We start from the raw sequence: 24,243 nt of genomic DNA, 5'->3' as shown, positions 1-24,243 counted from the left end.
TTCCTCTGCACTCTGGCTAGTCAAAGACTAGCTCGACCAGAACGACGCTACCAGTTGTTCGTGGTACCCGATGTCAACGTTTCTTCTTACACCTTGAGCATACCAGGAAAACGCCGGGTATAGCGAAAAATATCACCCCGCCTTCCCCAGAAGTACTACTTACCAGGTGAACGTTGCCGGATAGATTATCAGTCCTGGTGGCATTGGTCGGAACGTGCGCAAAGACGGAGGAGACATCGGGCAAGAAGCCGCTGTTGTTATCGTTGAGAGGCCAGTAAACCAGGGCCGCGCGCCCGATGATATTCTGACGCGGCACAAAGCCCCATAAACGGGAGTCAGAGCTATTTTTGCGATCATCGCCCATGACAAAGTATTGATCTTTGGGCACCACCTTGTTCACGATCGGCTGATACGGATTGCCCTGATATGAGGGATCAACATAGGTCTCCTGTAAGACGGTATTATTGATTTTAACGGTTGTGCCCTGGATGGTAATCACATCCCCTGGAACTCCAATAATACGTTTGACATAGTTCAGGGCCGGATCTGGCGGAGCCACAAACACAACAACATCCCCCCGCGCAGGATCATGCAGGTGATATGAGACTTTATCGACCATGATTCGCTCTTTATTATGCAGGCTTGGTTCCATGCTGGGGCCATCAACATCATAGTTTTGTACCGCCAGATTGATGATAACAAACATCAAGATTGTGAGAATAACCGTCTCGATAATCTCGCGCATGAGGCGATGTTGTTTGCTGAGTTCTTTTTTGTCTTTCAAACCATTCACCTTGTCATTGCAACGTATGTATGTGGAACAGTATTTGGATGGGCACCATCAATTGATCGCTAGCTTCGCATAGAACGGCCTACTGTACCGCCCCATCTTTATTATATCCGTCCTCGAAACTTCAGCTCCATAGCAAATACCCCCACACATGCACCTCTATAACTAATTATACCCGCAGCGAACCTGCCGGGTTGCGAAAAAGCGCAGTTGCATTTTGTTCAAAAAAGCTAGCAATTGAACTGATTACTGGATGAAATATACATTTATTATACATTTTCCCCCCTCACACCACAAATCGCCACTTCTTTGTGGTAGGCTAGGAAGTGTCAGACACACTTTTTACGGGTGCGGGTGCTCCCCCGCACGGGCAGCCGCTGGCGCGGCCGCATTGGTTTTTGAGTAGGTGCGCCCCTTGCGGGCGCTTGCCGCGAAGCGGCCCCGTGCCCAGACGCGCACGTTCCACCAACGATGCCATCTCCCTTCTTCAAGGGACGTCAACGTGTTATGTTGAAAGTATTGGCGGCAAGCCCTGCTGCATCAACTCAAAAAGTCTAACACGCAGGAAGAAGTATGGTATGTAGCGCGTCCTTATAGATCATTAGATGCAAAGAAATAAAGGAAAGTCGCTCGCAATGGAATTGACCAATCAGCAGAAGCAGGAGTTTTTTGAGCAGGGTTTTGTGAAGCTACCGGGCATCGTTCCGACGCCGCTGGTGCATGATGCGTTGCGCGCCATCAACATCTCATTGGGATCGAAAGGGATGGATCCCGCGCAGTTGCCGACGCTACGTTCGCGTTCTTATTGTCCCGAGATTCAGGATTCAGAGGCCATTACAAATCTGCTCTACGCCTCGCAGCTGTGGAGCGTGGCAGAGTCGGCGATCGGGCAGGGGAACATCAAGCCTGTACGTTCCGGACAGATCGCCCTGCGCTTCCCGCAGGAAGGTCCTGAGCGTATAGGGAATCCCCATCTCGATGGGATGCATAGTCCTCTCAACGGGGTAAAAGAAGGGGTCATCGGGAATTTTACGGCGCTGCTCGGCGTCTTCTTGAGTGATATTCCGCATCCATTTATGGGTAACTTTACGGTGTGGCCGGGGACGCATCGGCTCTACGAACAATACTTCCGCGAACATACACCGCAGAGTCTGCTGCAGGGCATGCCAGACACGCCGTTGCCGGAACCACAGCAGGTGACGGCCAGCGCTGGAGATGCCGCGCTGGTCCATTATCAGCTCGCCCATACCATCGCGGGCAATACCTCGCCATTCATTCGCTATGGCATCTTCTTCCGCCTTTCACACATCGAGCACGACGCCCTGCACTGGGAATGCATGACCGATATCTGGCGCGAATGGCTGGGGATGCGCGACGTGGTCAGCGCAGCCGGCCGTTAACTTAATGTAATGGTGTAGCGGTGAGTCCTCAAGATCGTCGGATTCCTGGTGGAGAGTATCTCGCTCCATGCGATGCTTTTGGGTACGCGTGTGGTACGTTGGCGTGGGGGTACCACGTGGGCGATCGTGGAAGACAGGGGAAACGGGATCGTGGGGGAACGGGGGCTGCCGTCGCTGGCGCTGGCAGCCCTGTCGACCGTTGAAGGTCGACCCTACGATTACGTTCCTTTTTTCGGGGATTACGTTCCTTTTTTCGGGGATGTTTCGGGTTTTTTGTTCGTTGTTGTCTTTATCTATCGGAATGTATACCTGGGAATAGAGCCGTCGCGGGTTTTGTTTTCCCTTATGAGTGGAATATGTGGAAGAAGTGAGTGAAATATCTTGAATGAGAGTAACAAAACACCATCCATTCTATGCAGCCTTTTTCCTACCTATGACCTATTTCAGGACCACTTGACGTCAAAGGAACAAGTATAGTAGTGTTATATGGAACGTTTGTTTGTATTAACGCCCATAATGCTTCTGTCCAGGGGCAGTGCATGCCCGCCTGCGGCGGTGAGAGGGGAGAAAGAGATAGTGGGGGACACCCCCACGCCCCGGCAGGAGGGCCGGCGAGGCCCTCCTGCGCCTCCCGCTGTTGAGCTGATTGGTTGCTGGACAGATAGCTATACTTGACAATATATACGTGTAAAAAGACATCAAACGATATCATACAGGCAGACAGGCGTCTCTGCGGACAGTGTGTCTTTGTATTTAAGAAGAAAATAATCAGTTAGTAACGGGTGGTTTGAGAATATGCCCCAAGATAAGATCGTGATCCGTGGTGCCCGCGAGCACAACCTGAAGAATATCGATGTGACCATTCCCCGAGATCAACTCGTCGTCATTACGGGCCTGTCTGGTTCAGGCAAAAGTAGCCTGGCATTCGATACCATATTCGCGGAAGGCCAGCGCCGCTATGTCGAGTCCCTCTCAGCGTACGCACGCCAGTTCCTGGATAAGATGGATAAGCCCGATGTAGAGCATATCGATGGCCTCTCCCCGGCTATCTCTATCGATCAGAAAGGGGCCTCACATAACCCTCGCTCAACCGTGGGCACCGTCACGGAGATCTATGATTACCTGCGCCTGCTCTACGCAAGAATCGGACATCAGCACTGTCCTAAGTGTGGACGAGAAGTAAGCCAGCAGACGCTCCAGCAGATCGTCGACGCGGTCCTGAGTCTGCCTGATGGTTCGCGCATCCTGCTGCTTGCTCCCCTGGTACAGGGGCGTAAGGGCGAATATAAAAATATCTTCGAGGAGATGCGCCGTTCAGGCTACGTTCGTGTGCGTGTGGATGGCAAGATTATGGATCTCAGCGATGAGATCGAACTGGATAAGCAGAAGAAGCATACCATCGAGGTGGTGGTAGACCGTCTGATCATCCGCAAACAGAAGAAACAGGCGCATGAAGATGGGCAGAATGGAAGCGCCCCGCTGAAAAAAGTGGCGGAGCCGGTAGCTCTCTACGAGGTCAATGCCGCCAAAGAATCGCATGTGGATGAGAGCGGCATCGCCGAACCGGCCATTTCAGCCATCGTACACGAGGAGGTGGATCCAGCCTTCCGCCAGCGCCTCTCTGATTCGCTGGAGACGACACTGAAGCTGGGTAACGGTGTGGTACTGGTGGCGGTGGTGGATGGTGAGGAGATTCTGTTCTCCGAGAAGGCCTCCTGCGTCTATTGTGGGATCAGCCTGCCAGAGATCGCGCCACGCACCTTCAGCTTTAACAGTCCACACGGAGCCTGTCCCACCTGCACAGGTCTGGGAACACAGCTAGAGATCGACACCGAGTTGATTGTGACCAATCCCGACCTGAGCATTCTGCAGGGCGCGATCGCGCCGTGGAACAAGGTAGTCAATGGCAGCCAGTGGTATATGGCGACCCTGGAGGCGCTGGCCCGGCGCTATGAGTTTGATCTCAATAAACCATGGAAAGAGTTAAGTCCCGAAGTGCAGCAGAAGCTGCTCTATGGGGATGATGAGCCCCTGAGCATCCGCTATACGCCGCAGCATGGGCATACCAAAACGTACACCACCAACTTTGAAGGGGTGATTCCTAATCTGGATCGTCGCTATAAACAGACCGAGAGCGAGGGTGTACGCGAGGACATCGAGAACTATATGTCGGCCCGGCTGTGTCCTGATTGTCACGGGGCACGTCTGAAGCCGGAGGCCCTGGCCGTCACGGTAGGTGGACGCAACATCGTACAGGTGACGCGCCTGGCTATCTCGCGCACCCAGGCCTTCTTCCATGAGCTTGAGAATGGAACGGCCGAGGTAACGCCTCCGGTCACCCATGTCGTCGCCAACGGCAAAGGAAAGAGCAACGGCAAAAAAGCCACCGGCAATGGCTCCCTGCTCGGCGATCCATTGACGCCGATTCCCACCAGGGGTCCTCTGCTGCTGAGCACGCTGAGTGAGCGTGAGCGCTTCATCGCGCGCCAGGTCCTCAAAGAGATCCGCGCGCGCATCCAGTTCTTGCTGGATGTTGGCCTGGACTATCTGACCCTGGATCGCTCAGCCACCAGCCTCTCCGGAGGCGAGGCCCAGCGTATCCGCCTGGCCACGCAGATCGGCTCGGGGCTGATGGGAGTGCTCTACATCCTGGATGAACCCAGCATTGGCCTGCACCAGAGGGACAATGATCGGCTGATCCATACGCTGGAGCGGCTGCGTAACCTGGGCAACACCCTGCTGGTGGTCGAGCATGATGAGGATACTATGCGCGCCGCCGACTATATCATCGATATCGGTCCGGGAGCTGGTGAGCATGGTGGGCATGTGGTGGCCGCGGGCACCTATGATGAGATTGTGGCCAATACCAACTCGGTCACGGGCGATTATCTCTCGCATCGGCGTCGCATCGAGATACCCCAGGAACGCCGTGAGGGCAATGGCAACTCCCTGACGATCCGGGGTGCCAGGGAGAACAACCTGAAAAACGTGGATGTGAGTATTCCGCTGGGCAAATTTGTCGCCATCACCGGCGTATCGGGGTCTGGCAAGAGTACCTTGATCACCGATATCCTGTATCGCAAACTCTCACAGCACTTCTTCCGCTCCCATCAAAAGCCGGGCCAGCACGATAGCATTGAGGGGCTTGAGCACCTGGACAAGGTGATTGATATCGACCAGTCGCCGATTGGGCGCACACCACGCTCGAATCCGGCCACCTATACCAACGCCTTTACCAGCATTCGCGAACTATTCGCCCAGGTGCCGGAGGCAAGGATACGTGGCTACCAGGCCGGACGCTTCTCCTTTAACGTCAAAGGTGGACGCTGTGAGGCCTGTCGCGGTGAAGGTATCGTCAAGATCGAGATGAACTTCCTGCCAGACGTCTACGTGCCGTGTGAGGTCTGTCAGGGCAAACGCTATAACCGCGAGGCTTTGGAGATCCACTACAAAGGCAAGACGATCTCAGACGTACTCGACATGACGGTGGAGGAGGCGCAAGACTTCTTCTCCAACGTGCCTTCGATCCAGAACAAGATGAAGACCCTGTACGATGTCGGTCTGGGCTACATGCGCCTGGGGCAGCCAGCTACCACTTTGTCAGGTGGTGAGGCGCAGCGCGTCAAGCTGGCCACCGAGCTCTCGCGTAGAGCCACGGGACGCACCATGTACATCCTGGACGAGCCAACGACGGGGCTGCACTTCGCCGACGTGGAACGTCTGCTGAATGTTCTGCAGCGCCTGGTAGACGCGGGCAACACCATCGTCGTCATCGAACATAACCTGGATGTGATCAAGAGCGCCGACTGGCTGATCGACCTAGGGCCTGAAGGTGGAGACGCCGGCGGCACCATTATTGCCGAGGGCACACCTGAAGAGGTGGCAGCAAACAAAAAGTCGTATACCGGCCACTTCCTGAAGCGCATGCTCAACGAAGAGGTCGAGAATAAGAGCCGCCGCGTGCTGACCAGCGTCCCCAATTAGGACGCTGATCAGCACACGGCGGTGCGTGAGCGCCCCCGCACGGGCGTCCGCATGCGCGGCCGCAACGGATTTTATATAATGATGCAGCAGGTGCGCAACTGCGCACCTGCTGCATCATTATATAATGGACTCCTGTTATGCTCAGAAGCAGGAAGCGCCTGCAAGGGCTGAACCTACGATGACGATGAAATGTGGGAGGGATGGTGGGCGACCGGTTCTCCATCTTGACCGGGCTCTTGATGATTAGGCGGACCATCTGTGACCGGGTCTTCAGTGATTGGTACGATACTGGCAGGACCATTTTTGCCGGGATCGGATTTGTCCAGTTTAATTGGCAGGCCGCGCTGTTGCTGGCGCGAGTCGATCCAGACGATCAGACCAGCCATCACAAGCATGACCAGGATAATACCGATCAGCTTGAAGAAGTGGCCAAAGGAGAGGGCCAACGCACCAAAGAGGATAGTCAAGCCATAGAAGATATAGCAGATCTGCCTGACGCTCAGACCGGTAGCCTGCAAGCGATAGTGGAGGTGGGTGCGATCATAGTGCAAAGGATGCTGACCACGGCGCACGCGGTTAATAATGACAATCGCCACATCCAGAATGGGAACTCCCAGCACCATCAATGCAAGGGCGATTTTAGCACCTCCCATGATCGAGAGGACAGCCAGTGACAGTCCTAAAAACTGCGAGCCGCTATCACCCATAAATATTTTGGCGGGATTCCAGTTATGCGGCAAAAATCCCAGCACCGCACCGGCAAAGATGGAGCACAACACAGCAATCGTATATTGCTGCAGGACCCAGCTGGTAATGGCGATACAGATAGCGGTAATCGCCACCACGCCACCGGCTAATCCATCCAGGCCATCGATCAGGTTGACGGTATTCATCATCCCGACCATCCAGAACCAGGTGAAGATGACGGCAGGAATGGCGAGCAGACGAATATCGGTGCTATTGATAAAGATGTTGACGGTACTGCCATGATAAAAAGGCACAACGCCGGTAGAGAGAGACTGAAATGGATTGCCAAAGCCGAAGAGCAGCACGCCATTAAATTTGCCATTGATGAAGGGGCCCATCACGATAATGACCGCGATGGTCTGGGCCAGCAATTTGGGCAGCGGCTTCAGAGGCCGCACATCGTCATACGCATGCACCGCCACAATCAAAGTAGCAGCAGCCAGGAAGAGCCAGAAAATGATGATCTCCTTTTGCTGCAGATCGGGATTGTGGATGTAGAAGATCAACGCCGAGATGACAAAGGCGATGAAGATGGGCACACCACCCAGTCGAGACACGGTGTCCTGTTTGCGACCAGGCTCGGTCCTGCGGACCAGTGAGTAGCGCTTGCTTAATTTAATAACTGCAAAGATCAGCAGATACGACAGTATGAATGCGCAGATCGCGCCAGCCAGCAATAAAACCAGACTTACATTCGGATGGTCCGCATGAATAATAAAGGTAGATAATAGCGAAAAGATTGGCTGGCTATATAGGACATGCGCCAGAACCATGAATATGCCCCCTAAAATGGTGGTTAATAACATAACGATGGGAAGCAACATTGCGCCCCATCAATGCGTCCAATTATACGGCTCTCGTTAAGAAAACGCAAAGACGCGCCTTTTTCTTCGCCTGATTACGCATGCCCTGTTACGGCAGGCGAACGTGTACCAGGCGATCCCAGCCGGCGTAGTCTTTCTGGCAATGGATAGCAGCCTGTGGCCAGAGCCCATGGAGAAAGTGTGTCAACGGCTCACATTGTTGATAGCCGATCTCCAACAGCATCACACCTCCTCTTTTCAAGGTACCAGAAGCGTGCGCATCTTTGCAGAATCGATACAAGAGGTCTAGCCCATGTGGGCCACTGAACAGAGCCAACGACGGTTCATAGCCCACTACATCCGCGGTCATATCGCTCCGCTCATGCTCTCCAACGTAAGGCAGATTAGCGAGTAGCACATCGACCACTTCAGGTAAAGGTGCCAGCAGGTCTCCCTCTAATAAACGCACGCGGTCAGTCACATGATGACGCTCACAGTTCTGACGCGTCACTTCAAGGGCCTCTGGAGAAATATCGCAGGCATAGATATAGGGGAGACGCGGCTCGTTCACCGCCACGCTGATAGGGATAGCGCCGCTGCCGGTACCGATATCGGCCACCACGGGTATCGTTCCGCTGGCGAGGCGTTGATCGATCTCTTGCAGGGCCGCCTCCACCAGCAGTTCAGTTTCAGGTCGTGGGATAAGCACGCGCCGGTCTACCAGGAAGTCCAACCCATAAAATCCTTTGTGGCCCACGATATATGCCACCGGCTCATGGGCGCCGCGCCGCTGAAGATAGCTGTGGTAAAGCTGCTCCTGCTCACGCGTCAGCACCTGGTCAGGATAGGCCAGCAGGCGCGAACGATCCATACCCAGCACTTCCCCCAGCAGCACCTGTGCCTCCAGGCGCGTTCCTTGAATATCGGCCCGGGCCAGAGTCTGTGCTCCCTGCGCCAATGCCTCCCGCAACGTTGTCATCTTCTTTTATCCTAAACATTACAATGGTTGGCGACCAGCAAAACCGCCTTCAATGGGATGTCAGAACAGGATGCGTTCTTCATCCAGAGTATATCATGATTTGGCCTACAACCATTATGCCATCTACAATGCGCTCATCAACAGGGCCGAAAAAATAGCTCCGTTAAAACGTATCTATTCCTATCAGATAAAATAACGGATGCTACTCACAATTGTAAGCGTAACCATCTTCATTTTGTGATCAGCCATAGTGGTAGATAACGAATGATATGATAGGTCTAATTAGACAAGGAGTCGCTGGACATGAATTTGTTTGGAAAAAAATCAAACGCACCGATGGAGAAGAGGCCAGATGGTCTGGATCGCCTGCCGCCCGGACAATATCTGACAAAAAAATGGCCGGTCTTAAGCTATGAACGCACCCCGAGTGGGATTCCAAACGATTGGAAGCTAAAGATCAACGGCCTGGTAGAGCAGCCTCTGGAGCTCAGCTGGGACGAATTCCTGGCCCTACCGCGCACCACCATGACGTCGGACTTCCATTGCGTCACCACCTGGAGCCGCTACGATAACACCTGGGAAGGCGTGCACATCCGTGAGATCTTGCAGCGCGTCAAACCGCTGCCCGAGGCCCACTTTGTAATGGCGCACTCATGGACCGGCTACACAACCAACCTTCCATTGCAGAATCTGGACGACGAGGATGTGATGATCGTCCTGAAGCATGATGGACAGCCTCTGGAGCCGGATCATGGCGGTCCGGTGCGTTTGCTGGTGCCCAAGCTGTATGCCTATAAAAGCGCCAAGTGGTTGGATGGTCTGGAGTTCATGGAGCGCGATCGCCCCGGCTTCTGGGAACAGCGCGGCTACCACAACCGGGCCAATCCCTGGAAAGAAGAACGCTACTGGTAGAACACAAACGCGCTGGTCGCTCATGAGCGACCAGCGCGTTTGTGTTCTACCAGTTTTTTATTTCTCGAGCGTGCTCTTGCTATTGCGTTCACCATCGTAGGTGAGCAGGATACGCTTGCCCTCGTAGACGGTCTCCAGGTGCACGGGACGGCCCCAGAGCATGTAGACATGCTGCAGGGTCTTCTCGGCATAGTTAAGATCCAGTTCCTGGCCCTCGAAAAGATGGGTGAGGTACAGTTCGCGATTGCCATGATAATCGCCGTTATCGACCACCAGGTAGGGATGACCAAAGTTGGTCATATTGGCCACAATGGTATCGCGTACCTTCTGCCAGTTCTTTTCGGCGATCACCCACTCATCGCCCTCTTTCTTGTACAGATAGAGGTCAAGATCCTTCACCAGGTCCTCGGTCAGGTAGTTGCGCAAGAACGAGACATCGTTATCCAGTTCACGCACCTCAAAGATCTTCTGCTTACCCTGGCCCGGCTTACGGCCCAGCCGATCCTGTTCCTCGCGGGTAGGATTATCCCAACGGCGCTCGATATCTTCGAAGATCTTAAAGCCGATGTAGTACGGATTGAGCGAGGTGCGCGAGGGCGTCAGGACGCCGGAGTGCAGCTGCGCGAACTCGACCGTCTCAGAGTCGGTAATAACCCCCCGATCGCCCAGTTGGCGCATAATGCGCGAGTGCCAGATCGAGGCCCAGCCCTCATTCATCACCTTGGTCTGCATCTGTGGGATAAAGTAGAGCATCTCGGTACGTACAATCTCTATCACATCCCGTTGCCAGGGCTCCAGGTGCGGAGAGTGATGGATCAGGAACAGCAGAAGATCTTTCTCGGGCTTCTCTGGAAACTTTGGTGGCTTGCCAGACTTGCGCTCGCGCTCCTCTTCCGCCTTCTTCGCCCGATCCTCCAGACCCCATATATCATCGAACTCGGTACTGGGCGTCTTACCGCCCTCCTCAGCATCAACAGACTCTTCCTTGTTTAGCAAGAGATTATAGTCGATGTGCTCCTGGATTGAGAGCACCGCATCCAGGTAGCGCTCGACCTCATCCTTGCCATGGTCAAATTCGTACTTGGCGATACGTTCAGCGTGTATACTGACCTTATCGATCATGCGGCGCGAGGTGTGCTGGAAGTAGGCATTATTTTTGAAGAAGTCGGTATGGCCAAAGACATGAGCCGCCACAAAGGTATTTTGCAGCAAATTGTTCATATCCATCAGGAAAGCATAGCTGGGATTTGTGTTGACCACCATCTCATAGATCTTGCTCAGCCCGAGGTCATACTGCATCTTCTGCCGATAAAACGCCTTCCCATGGGTCCAGTGGCTGAAGCGTCCCGGGAGGCTATAGGAGGCGAACTCATACATGATAGACGCAGGGACCAGCTCGAAATGCGTTGGAAAAGGATCGAGGCCAAATTTTCTGGCCTCTTCCCATGCTGCATCTATGCCATCGCGCAGGCGCTCAATGTCGCTGTGAGCAACATTATTCATGCAAGAACCTCCTGAATCTACCTGCCTGGTACAGGATCACGCTGGGCAAAAAACTTGCGCAGCGCGGGATAGACCTCTTTTTTATCCGATATGGTAACAGGAATGAACTTCTTGTCATTGATTTTGTTGTATGCCGACATCAGCGTGCTAGGAGAACGATAGTGGCCCTCACGGATCTCGCCGTAGCCGAAAATGTTGCACTGCTCCATCAGCTTATTGACCAGCTGTACACAGCGATCATTGTCCCAGGGCAGATTATCTCCATCCGAAAAGTGGAAAGGATAGATGTTCCAGTCGTTCGGATTGTAACGCTCCTGAATGATCTGCAGCGCCAGTTCATAGGCCGAGGATACCTGGGTACCGCCGCTCTCGCCTTTGTGGAAGAACTCTTCTTCAGTCACCTCTTTGGCCTCGGTATGGTGACTGATAAAGACGATGTGCACATTGTTATATTTTGTACGCAGGAAACGCACCATCCAGAAGTAGAAGCTGCGCGCGATATACTTCTCGAATTCACCCATTGAGCCTGAAACGTCCATCATAGCGATTACAACGGCGTTTGACTGATATTTGATGGTGGGTTCCCAGACCTTAAAGCGCAGGTCGTCAGATTTGATATCCTTAAACTCGGGCTCGCCCTTGGCCGCGTTGCGCTTGATATTCTCCATAATCGTGCGCTTCTTATCCAGGTTGGCCATGGCCCCCTTCTTGCGCACGTCGGTGAAGCGGACCGCCTCGGTCTGCATCTCCTGCTGCCGCTTCTGCTCCAGATTGGGAAGGCCGAGATCCTCAAAGATCAGAGCCGCCAGCTCTTCCATTGAGATCTCTGCTTCATAGTAATCGTAACCGGCCTCTTTCCCTGCTTCCCCTTTTTTACCCTTACCCGGTTTCGGCTCTTGCGCGACGACGTCGCCTACTTTACTCTTGCCGTTACCCTGACCGGCGTGCTGCTGCCGACCAAAATCATAGCGAAAATTATATTCTTCAAGCGAGCGGATCGGGATGCGAACGTTTTTTTTGCCATCGGAGAGGATGATACTTTCTTCGCTGACAATATCGCCAAGGTTCTTCTTGACCGCTTCGCGAATTTTTTCCTTGTGGCGCTCCTGGTCGATCTGACCCTTGCGGTGCAATGACCAATCATGTTGGGAGACAGACATGGATGATTTTCTCCTTGCTACTATGAGACAACTCGGGCGGAAGGCGCTGCAACCGTTGGAAGCTCGTCGCTGAACTACCAACGGTCCCGGCGCATTCCACGCTGATCATCCGGCATCTGAACGAGACGCGATTACCGATTTAAGAGGCTGCCAGTATAGCGGAGGAGCTCATTCGCGCTCTCATAGGTGTAGCCCTGCTCGGCCACCAGGCGCTCGATGACTTCATTGATTTTCCGCAACTGTTCTTTGTCTGGAGTGCGGGTCGAGGTCGTAATCTTGACGACGTCACGCAGGTCGGCAAACAACTTCTTCTCGATGGCCTCTTTCAGGCGCTCGTGGCTGGTATAGTCAAAGGTCATACCTTTGCGGGCCAGTGAAGAAATGCGGATCAGGATCTCTTCGCGGAACGAACGCTTGGCGTTCTCCGATACCCCGATCTGCTCCTCAATTGAGCGCATCAGATGCTCATCGGGCTCCATCTCTTCGTCGGTAATAGGATCGCGTAACTTGGTTTTATTGCAATACGATTCCACGTTATCGAGGTAATTATTGAGCATGGTACGGGCCGACTCTTCATAGGAGTAGACAAAGGCACGCTGGACCTCTTTTTTGGCGATCTCATCGTACTCTTTGCGGGCCTCGCTGATAAAGTTGAGGTAGCGCTCGCGCTCTTCACGAGTAATGCTGGTATGCTGATCCAGGCCATCACGCAGTGCGCGCAGCGCGTCAATGGGACTGATATAAGTGACGTTATTTTTGATCAAAGCATTGGACAGGCGGTTAATGACATAGCGAGGGGAGATGCCATCCATGCCTTCGCGCACCGCCTCATCCTGCAATTCGCGCACATCCTTCTGCTTGAAGTCCTCCATATCTTCGCCATCGTAAAGTTTGAGCTTCTTCATCAGACTCATCCCGGCTTTCTTCGATGGCTCCAGACGGGTCAGAAGAGCAAAGATACTGGCGATCCGCAAGGTATAAGGAGCAATATGCACGTTTTGCAGCGCGCTCTGCTTGAGCAGTTTCTCGTAAATCTTGACCTCATCAGAGACACGCAGGTTATAGGGAACCTTCACCAGAATGATGCGGTCCTGCAACGCTTCCGACTTCTTGTTGCCGACGAACGCCTGATATTCATGCTCATTGGTGTGGCTTACTACCACCTCATCGGCATAGATCATGCTGAAGCGGCCGGTCTTAATATTCTGCTCCTGGCTCAGGGTTAGCAGAACATAGAGGAACTTCTCGTCCGTTTTGAGCATCTCGACGAACTCCATCACGCCGCGATTGGCGATATTGAGCTCACCATCAAAACGGTATGCACGTGGATCACTTTCAACGCCCACTTCACCGATCGTGGACAGGTCGATACCACCCACCAGTTCACTGATATCCTGACTCTTAGGATCGGACGGGGTAAACGTACCCACGCCGATACGATACTTCTCGCTAAAGGTAATGCGCTTCAAAGGCACTTCTTCGATGCGACCACGATACTGGTTATCTACCATATAGCGGCAATGGGGACACAAATCACCCTCGATATAGATACCAAACTCTTTTTCCACATCGCCACGTAGCTCATATGGAATCAAATGCAGGGGCTCTTCGTGCATCGGGCAATCTTTAATCGCATAGATCGCACCTTCTGGTGTGCGACTATATGCTTCCAGGCCACGCTTAATCAACTGAACAATCGTCGACTTACCGCCACCGACAGGACCCATCAGCAAAAGGATACGTTTACGAACCTCCAGACGCTGGGCAGCGGAATGGAAGTAATCCACAATTTGCTGAAGCGGCTTCTCAATGCCAAAGATCTCGTCACTAAAGAATTTGTAGCGCGTCTCTCCCGTGCGAGTCGTATCCACGCCCGCATCGATAATCATGTGATAAATGCGTTCATGAGAAAGTCGAGCTACCGCTGGCTGCTTACAGGCTATCTCGAAGTATTCCGCGAAGGTCCCTTCCCACATGAGCTCACGCTCACGGTCCCGGTATTCTTCTAACCGCTTCACCAGATCCATAGTTCATCCTCTCTGTGTATAACTAGTAGTGTATGAAGAATGGGTCATAGCTTCCCTTCCTGGGCACTTCTACACTACGCTTTTTGACTGCTGCTACGTTGTACGAACCAGAAAACGCACTACGTGACCGGGAAAAATCAAGAGGAGAAAGGGTAACAATGAGAGTATCGTCTGTATACGTTCGTTATCCAGCATCCAGCGTTCCATACCGGAGTAAAAAGACCAAAAGGGCCGGATTCTTGCTCGTTGTTCCTAACGAGAAAACCAGCCCTTTCTACTTTTATGAGGATAATATTTAAATGTAAATTTGTGATACTCTTTGTCCAACCCTTAGATCGAATGTGTTGGGACAACGTTGAGAGTTGCATCATGTCGATGCTCCTACACTGTTTCAATCGGCCCTTTCTCACTTCAGGTATCAGGCAAGAGATGAACGCTGCCAACGATTGAAAGTGCTATACCCATCCACCCGTGCTACTGCCGCCACTGGTCCCATTATTGAATAGGGTATAAGCTCATTATAGCATATTTTCCTGTCCCTTGAGAAGGGGTCAAGCTTGCAAGTTTAAAGAACTGTTAAAAAGTTTCCTTTCTATCACGTATTGCGCCAGATTAAGGTAACGGCTTCACCCCGACCAATATTGAGTGACCTGGCCGCCGAGGTGTTACGCATGGCAATAGCTATATAGCCGGAGCTATCCACATACAGAAATGGCTGTGCATCATCCCCCTGGTCGGCGAAAAAACGCCTGCGCTCGCTGATGATAAGCTGCTTCGCGGGCAGCAGGAGGCGCACCACCGGCCAATCAAAAAAATCGGGGAGCATGGCAAAGGCGATGGAGGTCACCAGGTTCCCAAAGTGATCCACATAGGAGACGTCAGCCTCGATGCGATCAGGCTTCAGGACCGGCCCGGGCAGATCCAGGCGGCGTAATGAGTCCGCCGGGACCGGCTCACCCAGTTCTAGCAGATGACGACCGGCGGCGATATGCGCTCCTACCGGGGAAAAGAGATCTCGTCCCTGGAAGGTTGCGCTGACCGTGGGAAGATGAAACGCGGGGTTGGTTAGCTTGACCGCGGCGTGGACGGGCTGCTCGGCCAGCACAAAATGGAACAGACCGTTATCGGGCCCCACAAAGTACCAGTCTCCGGCGTGGATCGCCACCGCGTCCCGCGTACTCCCCACACCCGGATCGACTACACACACAAACACACTGCCAGCGGGAAAATAGCGATAGGCCGTTCCCAGCACCCACGCCCCCGCCGACACATCCTGTGGTGGAATCTCATGGGTCAGATCGATAAACGTCGTCCCCGGCGCGATGCGCGTCATCACCCCCTTCATCACCCCGACAAAGTTATCGCGTATCCCAAAATCCGTTAGCAACGCAATCGCTGGAGAAGTCCCCTGTTGCATAGCACTATAGTCCTTCCTAAAAATCTGAAGAGCTTTCGCAATACATTACAGATTAATATACACCCTGCTAGTAACTATTCAGCACTCCTTCGCGCTCAAAGGCCTGGGCTCTGCTGCGCAGAGCAAAATTGTTCTTGTGTTGGTGCAGAACATGGTCGGCTAAACCGACCATGTTCTGCACCAACACAAGAAAGAACATTGATGCCGTAGGCATCACCTGAATAGTTACCCCTGATAGGATTAATCGCATAAAGCAAAAGTTTACATTTGCATGCAAGATAGTGGCCTTTTTTCCCGATGGTCCTTGTAACATCTTACTTTTATCTCATCTTCATGAAACTTTAGGAAATATATGCTATACTAACGCGGAATAAGCATATATGAACTGGCTTTACAGGCGGATTGACACAATTTTAACCCTGCATATCTGCTATACTTCTTTATTTTTCTCCAATTTCCATAGAAAGCAAAAAACACTCGATCATCACGATCAAGTGTTTCTCATTTTGTGTGCTTTGAAGTCCACCACGAACACAAAGCGTTTCAATCCCTCACGGGCTCCTCTGACCTTTTAGCCCATTGAATACCCGCTTAGCGTCAAAATGCTTCCCCAGTTTCAATCCCTGACGAGTTCCTCTGACCTTTTTGCCACAGTATCCTGCAGGGAGCTACTCCAACCTTTGAGGGTTTCAATCCCTGACGGGTTCCTCTGGCCTTTTGGCCCTGTGCTGGCTCAGGTACCTTGGAGTTTGATGGCAAATTTCAATCCCTTTCGGGTTCCTCTGGCCTTTTGGCCCTACAGGATCTTCGCAACGCTGCGGGAACTGATAAGCTGTTTCAATCCCTTACGGGTTCCTCTGACCTTTTAGCCTGTAGATGAAGGTTTTAGGCATTTAGAGTAGCAAAAGTTTCAATCCCTTACGGGCTCCTCTGACCTTTTAGCCTGCGGCACTTCTAGTATAGCCTGTGAAGCGTGTTTATACAAGGGTTTGCGAGGAACGCGTTTTTGAAGGTGTTTTTTTCGATTTTCAAGCGCTCTTTGATGTGAGTATTGTTTCCCTCGCGACTGAGCTTGAGCAAGAAATAGAAGTGACTCCATTCTTATTCTGGATCAGGAACGCTTTTGATGAGTTCCGATGCGTCCACCTCTAGGACTTTGGCAATTTTATCGAGCGTCTCTGTAGTCACTATGCTGTTAGGGTATCTATAGATTTTCTGTATGGTTTTGATGTCCACCTCTGATTTTAGAGATAGCTTCCTCTGGCTTATCCCTTTGGCCTGTGCGACTTCCTTAATTTTCAAGTGGATCATGTTGACTCTCTGTTTTCTGTAGGATGATTGCATTGTAGTGGCTAAGAGAGCTTGACAATAGTGGAACCAAAAACGTATGGTTTACAAGTGGTAGGTTTATAAACCCACTATCTCTATGTTTTTTGGATCGTCATAGCGAGGTGATTTATGAATGAAGAAATCCAGCAAGATGACAGGACGCTTTCAGTACATAGGCTCCCTGTGGCTTACTACCTAGTCATTGCGGATGAGCGTGTGGTATATGAAGGTACTGATGATACGGCGGTTTCTGGTGCTTTCTGGCGTGCAGGTAAAGGTGGTGCAAGGAGTGTTGCCTGCTTTGTAAACGGGGTTAAGGTCACTTACTCAAGAGCTGTTAGTGGCCGTTAATTCTTAGTTGTAACGCACCTGGATTAATATGCCCAGGTGCATGTTCACTTTTTACATGAAATGATAAAGTTATTTCTTGTTTTTCTCCTTTCACTTTTGCTTATCAGCTTTGAGCTGCTTTGCTCCTGTGATAAGAATGGTATGTGGGAATTCAAATTTAGACCCTGACTTTTATGGAAACATAAGGTTGTAAAGGAATGTAGCAAGTATGTTGAGAATAATGCCAAGTATTACTACTACTAGTAAGAAATTTCCAATGGTCTTTCTTCTGTTTATTTCTTCTAAACGATCCCCCCATGAGAAATTATAGGGGGAGAAGCAAAGTTTAACTATAAAATAAATAGCTATTATAAGAGCAGACAATACTATACCAAACCAAATGTATTTGAGGGGCATAAAAATTTCTTGATTAGAACTAGGCGCTGTATGCGGGGAATTTAAACTAAATAGCGATAACAGTATAGAGGCCGTAGTTAAAAATACACCAAAATATATAATGAAAGAAGAACGCATGAAAGAGGCAGGATAAACCGTTTTTATTCTTTCAATCCTATCATTAAGTTTAGAACTAGTTAGTTGTACCCAATCTCTATTATCACTCCCTACTTTATACTCTATGGGATCAGAAAAGATGCGTGCTTTTCCAAAAGTAATACTAATATAGTTAGTTTTGGAAGACCTATACCTAAGGCCACTAAATCTTGGTAGTATTTCATCTAAGTCTTCAACATCTTCTATACTATATTTTTCATATTCGGATGTCTTTAAACTTATTTCTAGAGCCGATATTTTCCAAACTCCGCCATTGTCAGATTTTAGAATATCTTCTAAACTATCCTTTGTTTCAGTTATTTCATTAATATATTTCACAGTGATGACTTCTTCTAGTTTTTGGTTTGGTGAAATTGATTCTAATTGTTTAATCATTATTTCGTAAATACGTCTTAGCTCTGTTTCTGTTAAATTAAACCCGTGGTTATAAGAGCGCTCAATTTCTGTGCGACTCATTCTGTCTCTCCTTTTTATTTTATCTATTAAAGTAGACATAACAACGTCAAGGCAAATATAAGATACAACGCTTTTATGCCTGAGTTAATGAAGAGGCCATCCACCATTTTCTTCTATAAACTTATCAATTTGCTCCATCAAAGCAATGGTTTCAGCCAAGGCTGCTAAAACACGGTGATAGTGCGCAATATCATTAAACTCTAGTTTGCGCCCTTTGCGGTCTTTCAGCCACTTCTGACAAACTTGATAACCACCGATGTGAAACTCCCATACTTTAGGTGTTACACCTTCAAAATATTGTGTTTTGTTAATCCATATACGACCCTGTTCTGAGTCATAAGCAAGTTGGGTATATTTTATTTCCTCTACAATATGATTGCCTGGCTCTGGATATTTTGTAGTTACCTTACTAATATTCTTCATCAAATGCAGTTCGATTAATATTTCACCGAGGGCGCAAAGCTTGCGGAAAAGTTCAAGATTTGAAGTTAATGGCAAGCGAGGGAAATCATTTTTGAGGAACTCTGAGTAACGTTTACGGTAAGAGAAGGCGTGCAATAGTGCATACATATAATTAAATATATCTTCAGGTCCAAAATTCTGTTGTAAGTTACCTTTACCATCAGATATAAATTGCAAATTAAGCTTTGCAGAGAAGTCTTTGATAAATGCTGTCGCAAAGTTTGAACGACGCCCATCTGGGGTATCAGTCTGCGTATTAAAGCTGAACAGTTCTTGCTGTTTCAAATTAGGATATAAATAGAGTGGAAAAACATAGGATCTTTCTTTTGTAGCTAAAGACACCGTACAATCATTAATAATACTATCTGTGCAAAGTACATGCTCAAAAGAGTGATTCACTTCTCTGTTTGTTATAAGACCTAAATTCTTTCCTCTAAGCATATGCGACATAACTTCAGTACGAGGTCTTGTTACTACCTTATTAGAGTAAATAATGTACCTTTGATCAAAAGGTCTGTATAAAATAGGTGCGATAGTATCAGAAGGCAAATTAAGGAATTTTGCCTGCATTTCTGCTTCAGACTTTGTAAATGCTATAGTTTTTGCATCCTGTCCTGTTACAATTCCAATACTGTTGATGGTTAAAATATCTGTGATTTTAAATCCACTCTGGTACTCAGCTAACAAGTCCGTATTTTGTGGAGTAAATAGATAAAAAGGCTTTTGTGGTTCAAGCCTTTTCCATTCAGTTGTAGTTAAATCATTTTCAGTAAGCCAATAATATTTTCCATCAACAAGCTTCCGTTCCTGACCAAACGTCTCATACATTTCTCGTGGTCCCCAAAGATGAGAATGATAAACGTTCGCCAGGCCCAATGAATTGGTTTTTTTCTGCCGTTTCACAAAAATACCAATTGCTACTCCTTGCTGAATATCAAACACATTTTCATCTTTTGATCCATCTGGACTCTTCTCTTTTTTCTTGGTATTCCCATGTAAGTCGAGAATATAGATATCATCAAAGCTTTTCATAAGGCTTTGGCGCATTCCTCTAAATGTTGGATTATCAATGTAGCCATGATTAGTAACAAAAGCTAGAATACCATGTCCTGTCTGTTCAATACGCCACTGCGCAAAACGGATAAACTTCACATAATCATCATTGAGCCATTTAGGATTTCGCTCACCGAGTGATTGACCATCAACCTCAAAATAGTTTCCTGTTGACCATCCGGTTTTTGAATCTTTTCCATGGAGTAAACCTTTGATCCAATCTCCATTATTGGCAGAGTGACCAGAGTAAGGGGGGTTGCCCAATATTACCATCACAGGATAGTTTTGTTTAACTTTTGCAGCTTCATTCGCCTCATCTGAAATATATCGCCCAAAAAGCACTTCCGATTGTTTTTTAGCCTCATCAAGAGTGTTGGTCATGTATATGCCCAGGCGTTCATTTGTTTTAAAATCATATGCCCAAGTCTTTCGCTCTGCTTCTGGAAGATCTAAAGCTGCAAGTTGCATGCTAAGTTTAAGATGAGCCATAGCATAAGGTGCCACTAACAACTCAAACCCAAAAAGACGTGGTAAAAGATGTTCTCGTACATAACCTGACCACATGCCAGCGTTACCCATCTGTCGGTAGCTTTCCCTAATATGGTCAATCACCTTGTAAAGAAAGGTCCCTGTACCAGTTGCAGGGTCAAGGATCATTACACGAGGTGTTCTCGCTACGTGTTCTTTCTCATCCTCATCAGTATAAAAATAGGGGACTGTAGCAGTATCGGCCAGACCATCAGCACAATCAAAGTGTTCCCGTAATAAATAATCAACAGAGCGAACAATATAAGACACAACAGGTTCAGGAGTATAATACACTCCCCGCATTTCTCGCAATTTAGGATCGTACTGCGAAAGAAAGGTTTCGTAAAAGTGAACAATGGGATCTTCTTGTCGAGTACGTTTGCCAAAATCTGCGAGTACAGCTTCCATATCAGTAAAAGCTAGAACTTGGGCTAACTCATCAACGAATCCGACGAATGGTTCATCATCAAGGTCTGGACCTGAGATTGCGCTAAAAAATCTACGCAAAAATGGATTGGTACGAGGGATTTCTTTTGCAGCATCACTACGCGTGAATGGTTTGTTGCCTTTATGGTTGTAACGAGCGGCAAACAAACCATAGGCTATAGTCTGAGCGAACATATCAGCAAAACCATCTTCGGTCAGATCTGGAATAAGGAGAGTTTTGAAGACAGCATATAGATCATTAAGGTTATTAGAGGCTTCTTTTTCTTTAAAAGCGTCAATTATAATATCGCGGATCATATGAGCAAGGCGTGCCATACGTTTTGCAAGTTCTTCTGGCTTGCTGATCCTCTCGCCATGATGCTCAAGAAAGAGGTGAAGAAGTTCTTCTCCTAATTTAACACCATCTTTATCAAGAACAATTTTTTTATTGTGGATCGTGCCTAGCCTGGCCGCCATCCGTTTCTCGCCCTGGACGTACCAACGAAACTCAAGGTAGTCAGTGAGAATTAGGTTATCCAGTGCGCGAAGATAGCGCTTAAGCTGCTCGTCTTTCTCAATTTTGTCTAATGAAACACCAATATCTTTTGCTTCAACATAACCAATGGTGAGATTGTTCCGCTCTACAACATAGTCAGGTGCACCACATCTGATACGTTTAGGTTCGTTGGTCGCCGAAATACCTGCTTCCACTTTTTCAATAAGAGCCTGAAGGGTTCCTCGATATGTATGCTCTGTTGCGATACCTTTACCATAGTATTTACTAACTTCATCTAGATATTCTTTTAAAAGGGATTCAGCCATCTCTGCTTCTCCTGAGAGCTTAAATATATATGCATCCTTATATGTCTAGTCAAAGTATTTTAACTTATAAATACAGGAAAAACAATAAAGACTTTTGGAGAAGCTTTGATAATTAATTGTCTTGCTAGAGCTAAAAAACGCTGGTGCAGATATATGAACCCCAAAAAAAACACCTGGCCGATAGCTCCAGGTGCTTTTTTATTCTCTGATAGTTATTCTTCTGTTTTATTGATGTTCCATTTTTTTAAGGTTGGCCTGCTGAGCCTATAATAATGCAGCTCAGAGGGAAGTTTATTGTTTGCCGTTGTAGCTGCTAATAATTGTCCTAATCGCATTCCAAAGGGCATCCCATGACCAGAAAAACCTGTTGCAAAATATACGCCTGCGATATTGGGTGCTTGATCGATAATTGGGAATGCGTCTGTTGTGTAATCTAAGAGTCCTGCCCATCTCTGTACAGGGCGTAAGTGGTTAAGATTAGGAAAAAGTCGGGGTAAAATCTGCTCAATAGCATGCTGTGTTTCAGATGTTGGCTCGTAGTCCCAACTACCAATACGCTTATCTTCTTCGATTGAACCACATCCTCCAACCAGAATTGTTCCATCGGATGTTTGTTGCCAGTATTCACATGTAACTATGTCAGCTGCTACTCCAGTAGTAAAAATTGGTTCTATTGGAGCATATGCAAGCATTTGTTCACGCACTGGTATTACGATATCTTTAAGCGCTGGTATTAATTCGCTAATCCATGCATTGGTTGCTATGATTGCTTTTTTACATTGGATCGTTTGTGATTTAGTGTGAACCAAGATGTGATCGGCCTGGTCGGTGATTTTTTGTACATCTGCATGATAAAATTTTGCACCTCGTCGAGCAGCGGCTTGTGCTAAGCCCTCTATAAGTTTGGCAGAATGCACAGTAGCTTGACCAGGTAAGAACTGACCACCTATTATTTCTGAAGATATGGGGGTCTTGATAAGTGATTGGATCTGATAGTGTTCTAGGAGACTTATAGAAAAATTGTCTCTCTTAAGCGCTTCTACTTCGTCCTTGTAGCCCTTGAGTTGTTGCTCTGTTATTGCAATCCGTATATTGCCAGTATTTCGATAATCGCACTGAATGCCTTCTTCTTCCAAGATTCGTTGCAGCAATATATTGTTCTCACAGGTGAATTGTAAAATAGCATGTGCTGTTTCATGTCCTAGCTGAGCAATAACTTCGTGGTATGCTGTCGCTGGTCCTGCAACAATAAAGCCTCCATTGCGGCCAGTGGCTCCGTATGCTAATGCGTTTCGCTCTAATAGAGCTACGTTCATGCCTTCTCTTGCTAACCAGTAGCAGATGGAGGTTCCAATAATTCCCCCACCGATAACAATGATATCTACAGCTGCTGGCAGCTCGGATGAAAGATGAAAGGAAGAACCTGTAGTTTGCCAGTAAGATGGCGTTCCTGTCTGCATTTTGGTTTCTCCTTAATTAGCACAGATAGCTAAACAGGGATTATTGTTCTGTAGGCTTTGTTTTATTCAGCTCTGCAAGCAAGGTATTTATCATCCTTACGGGTTTTTTAATCTCAGCTATGCTGTAGCCTTTTCTTTCTCCATCATATAGAGATATAACCTCGTTGAAACCTAACCTCTCGAATAGGCTCTGCCCTTCTTTGGTTGCACCAATCCCGTACCAATTTTTGATACTATACTGCCTGTTGAGAGATAAGGCCCACTTTACTGTTTGCCTGAGTAGGAAACTACCTCGGTCACGATCTAATTTTGCTTTTCCAGATGGTTTGACCGTAAGAGTGGCTATATACACAGATAGATCGGGATCAGTCCACTGTTTGATAGCATCTAAAGGGATGTCATTCTCTCTGATTTTGTCATGGATGAGAGCTTGTAAAACACCCTCTTCGACTGGCATTAGGCTTGAATATCCAACTGACTGACCTTGATCTTTAAGATGCATAAACATCTCATCATTGATATCTCTCCACTCCAGCAAAGTCTCGAAGGGCGGCACATCATCTTCGCCATATAGTTCAATGCCTATTTGAACTTCTTTCCATAGGTCTGCTATAGTCGAGGGGGCTAAAACAAGATGTTGAGGTAATTTTCCTTTGATCTTCTTACCGTTAATCCTATTGGATAAAGCATCTATGGCTGCCTTTGGATAGCGTCTTCCTCTTTGTCGTCCTGGCTCCAGTTCCCACGGGATTTTACCTTCTTCGACTTCTTTAAAGAAGGTTGATCGAGGCCGCTTGAGTATTTTCATTGCCTCTTCTGCTGTGTAGTACTCACCATCACTCATAACATTTCCTCTAAGCCCTGTAACAGATGTCTTATACCAATATTGTACTACTGAGACTTAGATAAGTATACCACTAGATTTATGTACGTTTAGTCTTAGACTTATTATAGCACAGAAATTGTAGACTTATAGACTTGATTTGTTAGACTTGTAGACTTATACTTAGATTAGTGGATTTGATGAGGCGGCGGTTAGTAAGGCGCACCTTGAACAACCTAATAGGTCCTCTAAGGGGTCT

The 24,243-nt window shown here is 48.6% G+C and carries 16 protein-coding genes; 4 read left to right on the top strand and 12 right to left on the bottom strand.

The annotated features are described in order from the left end of the window. Positions 1-73: 73 nt before the first annotated feature. Positions 74-784, bottom strand: a complete 711-nt coding sequence (gene lepB, locus KTT_RS14540; protein ID WP_235845716.1) for a signal peptidase I — start codon at positions 782-784, stop codon at positions 74-76. 641 nt (positions 785-1,425) lie between these two features. On the opposite strand from lepB, the gene KTT_RS14535 reads away from it, so the two are divergent. Further along, the gene (locus KTT_RS14535; protein WP_126596659.1) at positions 1,426-2,190 is read left to right on the top strand and encodes a phytanoyl-CoA dioxygenase family protein; all 765 of its coding nucleotides are present in this window, start codon (positions 1,426-1,428) and stop codon (positions 2,188-2,190) included. Positions 2,191-2,985: 795 nt separating this feature from the next. Continuing rightward, positions 2,986-6,174: an excinuclease ABC subunit UvrA gene (uvrA, locus tag KTT_RS14530; protein ID WP_126596658.1), complete on the top strand. Its 3,189-nt coding sequence runs from the start codon at positions 2,986-2,988 to the stop codon at positions 6,172-6,174. 173 nt (positions 6,175-6,347) lie between these two features. On the opposite strand, the gene KTT_RS14525 is transcribed toward uvrA, so the two are convergent. Further along, entirely contained in the window at positions 6,348-7,694 is a 1,347-nt protein-coding gene (locus tag KTT_RS14525) for a glycosyltransferase family 4 protein (protein ID WP_160145867.1), read from the bottom strand. A 139-nt stretch (positions 7,695-7,833) separates the two neighbouring features. Beyond that, positions 7,834-8,703 carry a peptide chain release factor N(5)-glutamine methyltransferase gene (gene prmC, locus KTT_RS14520; protein ID WP_126596656.1) on the bottom strand — a complete coding sequence of 290 codons (870 nt, stop codon included), beginning with the start codon at positions 8,701-8,703 and terminating at the stop codon, positions 7,834-7,836. Positions 8,704-9,006: 303 nt separating this feature from the next. Here prmC and KTT_RS14515 point away from each other — a divergent pair, with 303 nt between their 5' ends. Next, positions 9,007-9,615, top strand: coding sequence for a sulfite oxidase-like oxidoreductase (locus KTT_RS14515; protein ID WP_126596655.1), 609 nt, complete (start codon positions 9,007-9,009; stop codon positions 9,613-9,615). Positions 9,616-9,672: 57 nt separating this feature from the next. Here the strand turns inward: KTT_RS14515 and KTT_RS14510 are convergent, their stop codons facing one another. From KTT_RS14510 to KTT_RS14490, 5 genes are all read right to left on the bottom strand, one after another. Then, a complete protein-coding gene (locus KTT_RS14510) occupies positions 9,673-11,118 on the bottom strand; it encodes a SpoVR family protein (protein ID WP_126596654.1) in 1,446 nt (481 codons plus the stop codon). 17 nt (positions 11,119-11,135) lie between these two features. Further along, the gene (yhbH, locus tag KTT_RS14505; protein ID WP_126596653.1) at positions 11,136-12,278 is read right to left on the bottom strand and encodes a sporulation protein YhbH; all 1,143 of its coding nucleotides are present in this window, start codon (positions 12,276-12,278) and stop codon (positions 11,136-11,138) included. A gap of 131 nt (positions 12,279-12,409) precedes the next feature. Further along, entirely contained in the window at positions 12,410-14,305 is a 1,896-nt protein-coding gene (locus KTT_RS14500; protein ID WP_126596652.1) for a PrkA family serine protein kinase, read from the bottom strand. 595 nt (positions 14,306-14,900) lie between these two features. Next, the gene (locus KTT_RS14495) at positions 14,901-15,722 is read right to left on the bottom strand and encodes an SAM hydrolase/SAM-dependent halogenase family protein (RefSeq protein ID WP_126596651.1); all 822 of its coding nucleotides are present in this window, start codon (positions 15,720-15,722) and stop codon (positions 14,901-14,903) included. A gap of 1,101 nt (positions 15,723-16,823) precedes the next feature. Next, positions 16,824-17,033 carry a helix-turn-helix domain-containing protein gene (locus tag KTT_RS14490; protein WP_126596650.1) on the bottom strand — a complete coding sequence of 70 codons (210 nt, stop codon included), beginning with the start codon at positions 17,031-17,033 and terminating at the stop codon, positions 16,824-16,826. A gap of 147 nt (positions 17,034-17,180) precedes the next feature. Here KTT_RS14490 and KTT_RS14485 point away from each other — a divergent pair, with 147 nt between their 5' ends. Continuing rightward, positions 17,181-17,402: a hypothetical protein gene (locus tag KTT_RS14485; RefSeq protein ID WP_126596649.1), complete on the top strand. Its 222-nt coding sequence runs from the start codon at positions 17,181-17,183 to the stop codon at positions 17,400-17,402. Positions 17,403-17,573: 171 nt separating this feature from the next. Here KTT_RS14485 and KTT_RS14480 read toward each other — a convergent pair whose 3' ends face one another. From KTT_RS14480 to KTT_RS14465, 4 genes are all read right to left on the bottom strand, one after another. After that, the gene (locus KTT_RS14480; protein WP_126596648.1) at positions 17,574-18,410 is read right to left on the bottom strand and encodes a hypothetical protein; all 837 of its coding nucleotides are present in this window, start codon (positions 18,408-18,410) and stop codon (positions 17,574-17,576) included. A gap of 84 nt (positions 18,411-18,494) precedes the next feature. Then, positions 18,495-21,701: a type ISP restriction/modification enzyme gene (locus tag KTT_RS14475; protein WP_126596647.1), complete on the bottom strand. Its 3,207-nt coding sequence runs from the start codon at positions 21,699-21,701 to the stop codon at positions 18,495-18,497. A 212-nt stretch (positions 21,702-21,913) separates the two neighbouring features. Next, positions 21,914-23,161 (bottom strand): NAD(P)/FAD-dependent oxidoreductase, encoded by a 1,248-nt coding sequence (locus KTT_RS14470; protein ID WP_126596646.1) that lies wholly within the window; start codon positions 23,159-23,161, stop codon positions 21,914-21,916. A gap of 40 nt (positions 23,162-23,201) precedes the next feature. Beyond that, positions 23,202-24,005, bottom strand: coding sequence for a helix-turn-helix domain-containing protein (locus tag KTT_RS14465; protein WP_126596645.1), 804 nt, complete (start codon positions 24,003-24,005; stop codon positions 23,202-23,204). Positions 24,006-24,243: the final 238 nt, after the last annotated feature.

Origin of the sequence: Dictyobacter aurantiacus, assembly GCF_003967515.1 — a bacterium.
Taxonomy (GTDB): Bacteria; Chloroflexota; Ktedonobacteria; order Ktedonobacterales; family Ktedonobacteraceae; genus Dictyobacter; species Dictyobacter aurantiacus.
Note: the sequence above shows the minus strand (reverse complement) of the source record. Positions and strands in the feature narration are given on the sequence as shown.

Bases quoted from the DNA above. Each gene is read 5' to 3' on its own strand.
- KTT_RS14515 (WP_126596655.1), top strand. From the start codon at position 9,007: ATGAATTTGTTTGGAAAAAAATCAAACGCACCGATGGAGAAGAGGCCA.
- KTT_RS14535 (WP_126596659.1), top strand. From the start codon at position 1,426: ATGGAATTGACCAATCAGCAGAAGCAGGAGTTTTTTGAGCAGGGTTTT.
- KTT_RS14510 (WP_126596654.1), bottom strand. From the start codon at position 11,118: ATGAATAATGTTGCTCACAGCGACATTGAGCGCCTGCGCGATGGCATA.
- KTT_RS14495 (WP_126596651.1), bottom strand. From the start codon at position 15,722: ATGCAACAGGGGACTTCTCCAGCGATTGCGTTGCTAACGGATTTTGGG.
- KTT_RS14470 (WP_126596646.1), bottom strand. From the start codon at position 23,161: ATGCAGACAGGAACGCCATCTTACTGGCAAACTACAGGTTCTTCCTTT.
- KTT_RS14485 (WP_126596649.1), top strand. From the start codon at position 17,181: ATGAATGAAGAAATCCAGCAAGATGACAGGACGCTTTCAGTACATAGG.
- prmC (WP_126596656.1), bottom strand. From the start codon at position 8,703: ATGACAACGTTGCGGGAGGCATTGGCGCAGGGAGCACAGACTCTGGCC.
- KTT_RS14525 (WP_160145867.1), bottom strand. From the start codon at position 7,694: ATGGTTCTGGCGCATGTCCTATATAGCCAGCCAATCTTTTCGCTATTA.
- KTT_RS14475 (WP_126596647.1), bottom strand. From the start codon at position 21,701: ATGGCTGAATCCCTTTTAAAAGAATATCTAGATGAAGTTAGTAAATAC.
- KTT_RS14465 (WP_126596645.1), bottom strand. From the start codon at position 24,005: ATGAGTGATGGTGAGTACTACACAGCAGAAGAGGCAATGAAAATACTC.
- KTT_RS14480 (WP_126596648.1), bottom strand. From the start codon at position 18,410: ATGAGTCGCACAGAAATTGAGCGCTCTTATAACCACGGGTTTAATTTA.
- uvrA (WP_126596658.1), top strand. From the start codon at position 2,986: ATGCCCCAAGATAAGATCGTGATCCGTGGTGCCCGCGAGCACAACCTG.
- yhbH (WP_126596653.1), bottom strand. From the start codon at position 12,278: ATGTCTGTCTCCCAACATGATTGGTCATTGCACCGCAAGGGTCAGATC.
- KTT_RS14490 (WP_126596650.1), bottom strand. From the start codon at position 17,033: ATGATCCACTTGAAAATTAAGGAAGTCGCACAGGCCAAAGGGATAAGC.
- KTT_RS14500 (WP_126596652.1), bottom strand. From the start codon at position 14,305: ATGGATCTGGTGAAGCGGTTAGAAGAATACCGGGACCGTGAGCGTGAG.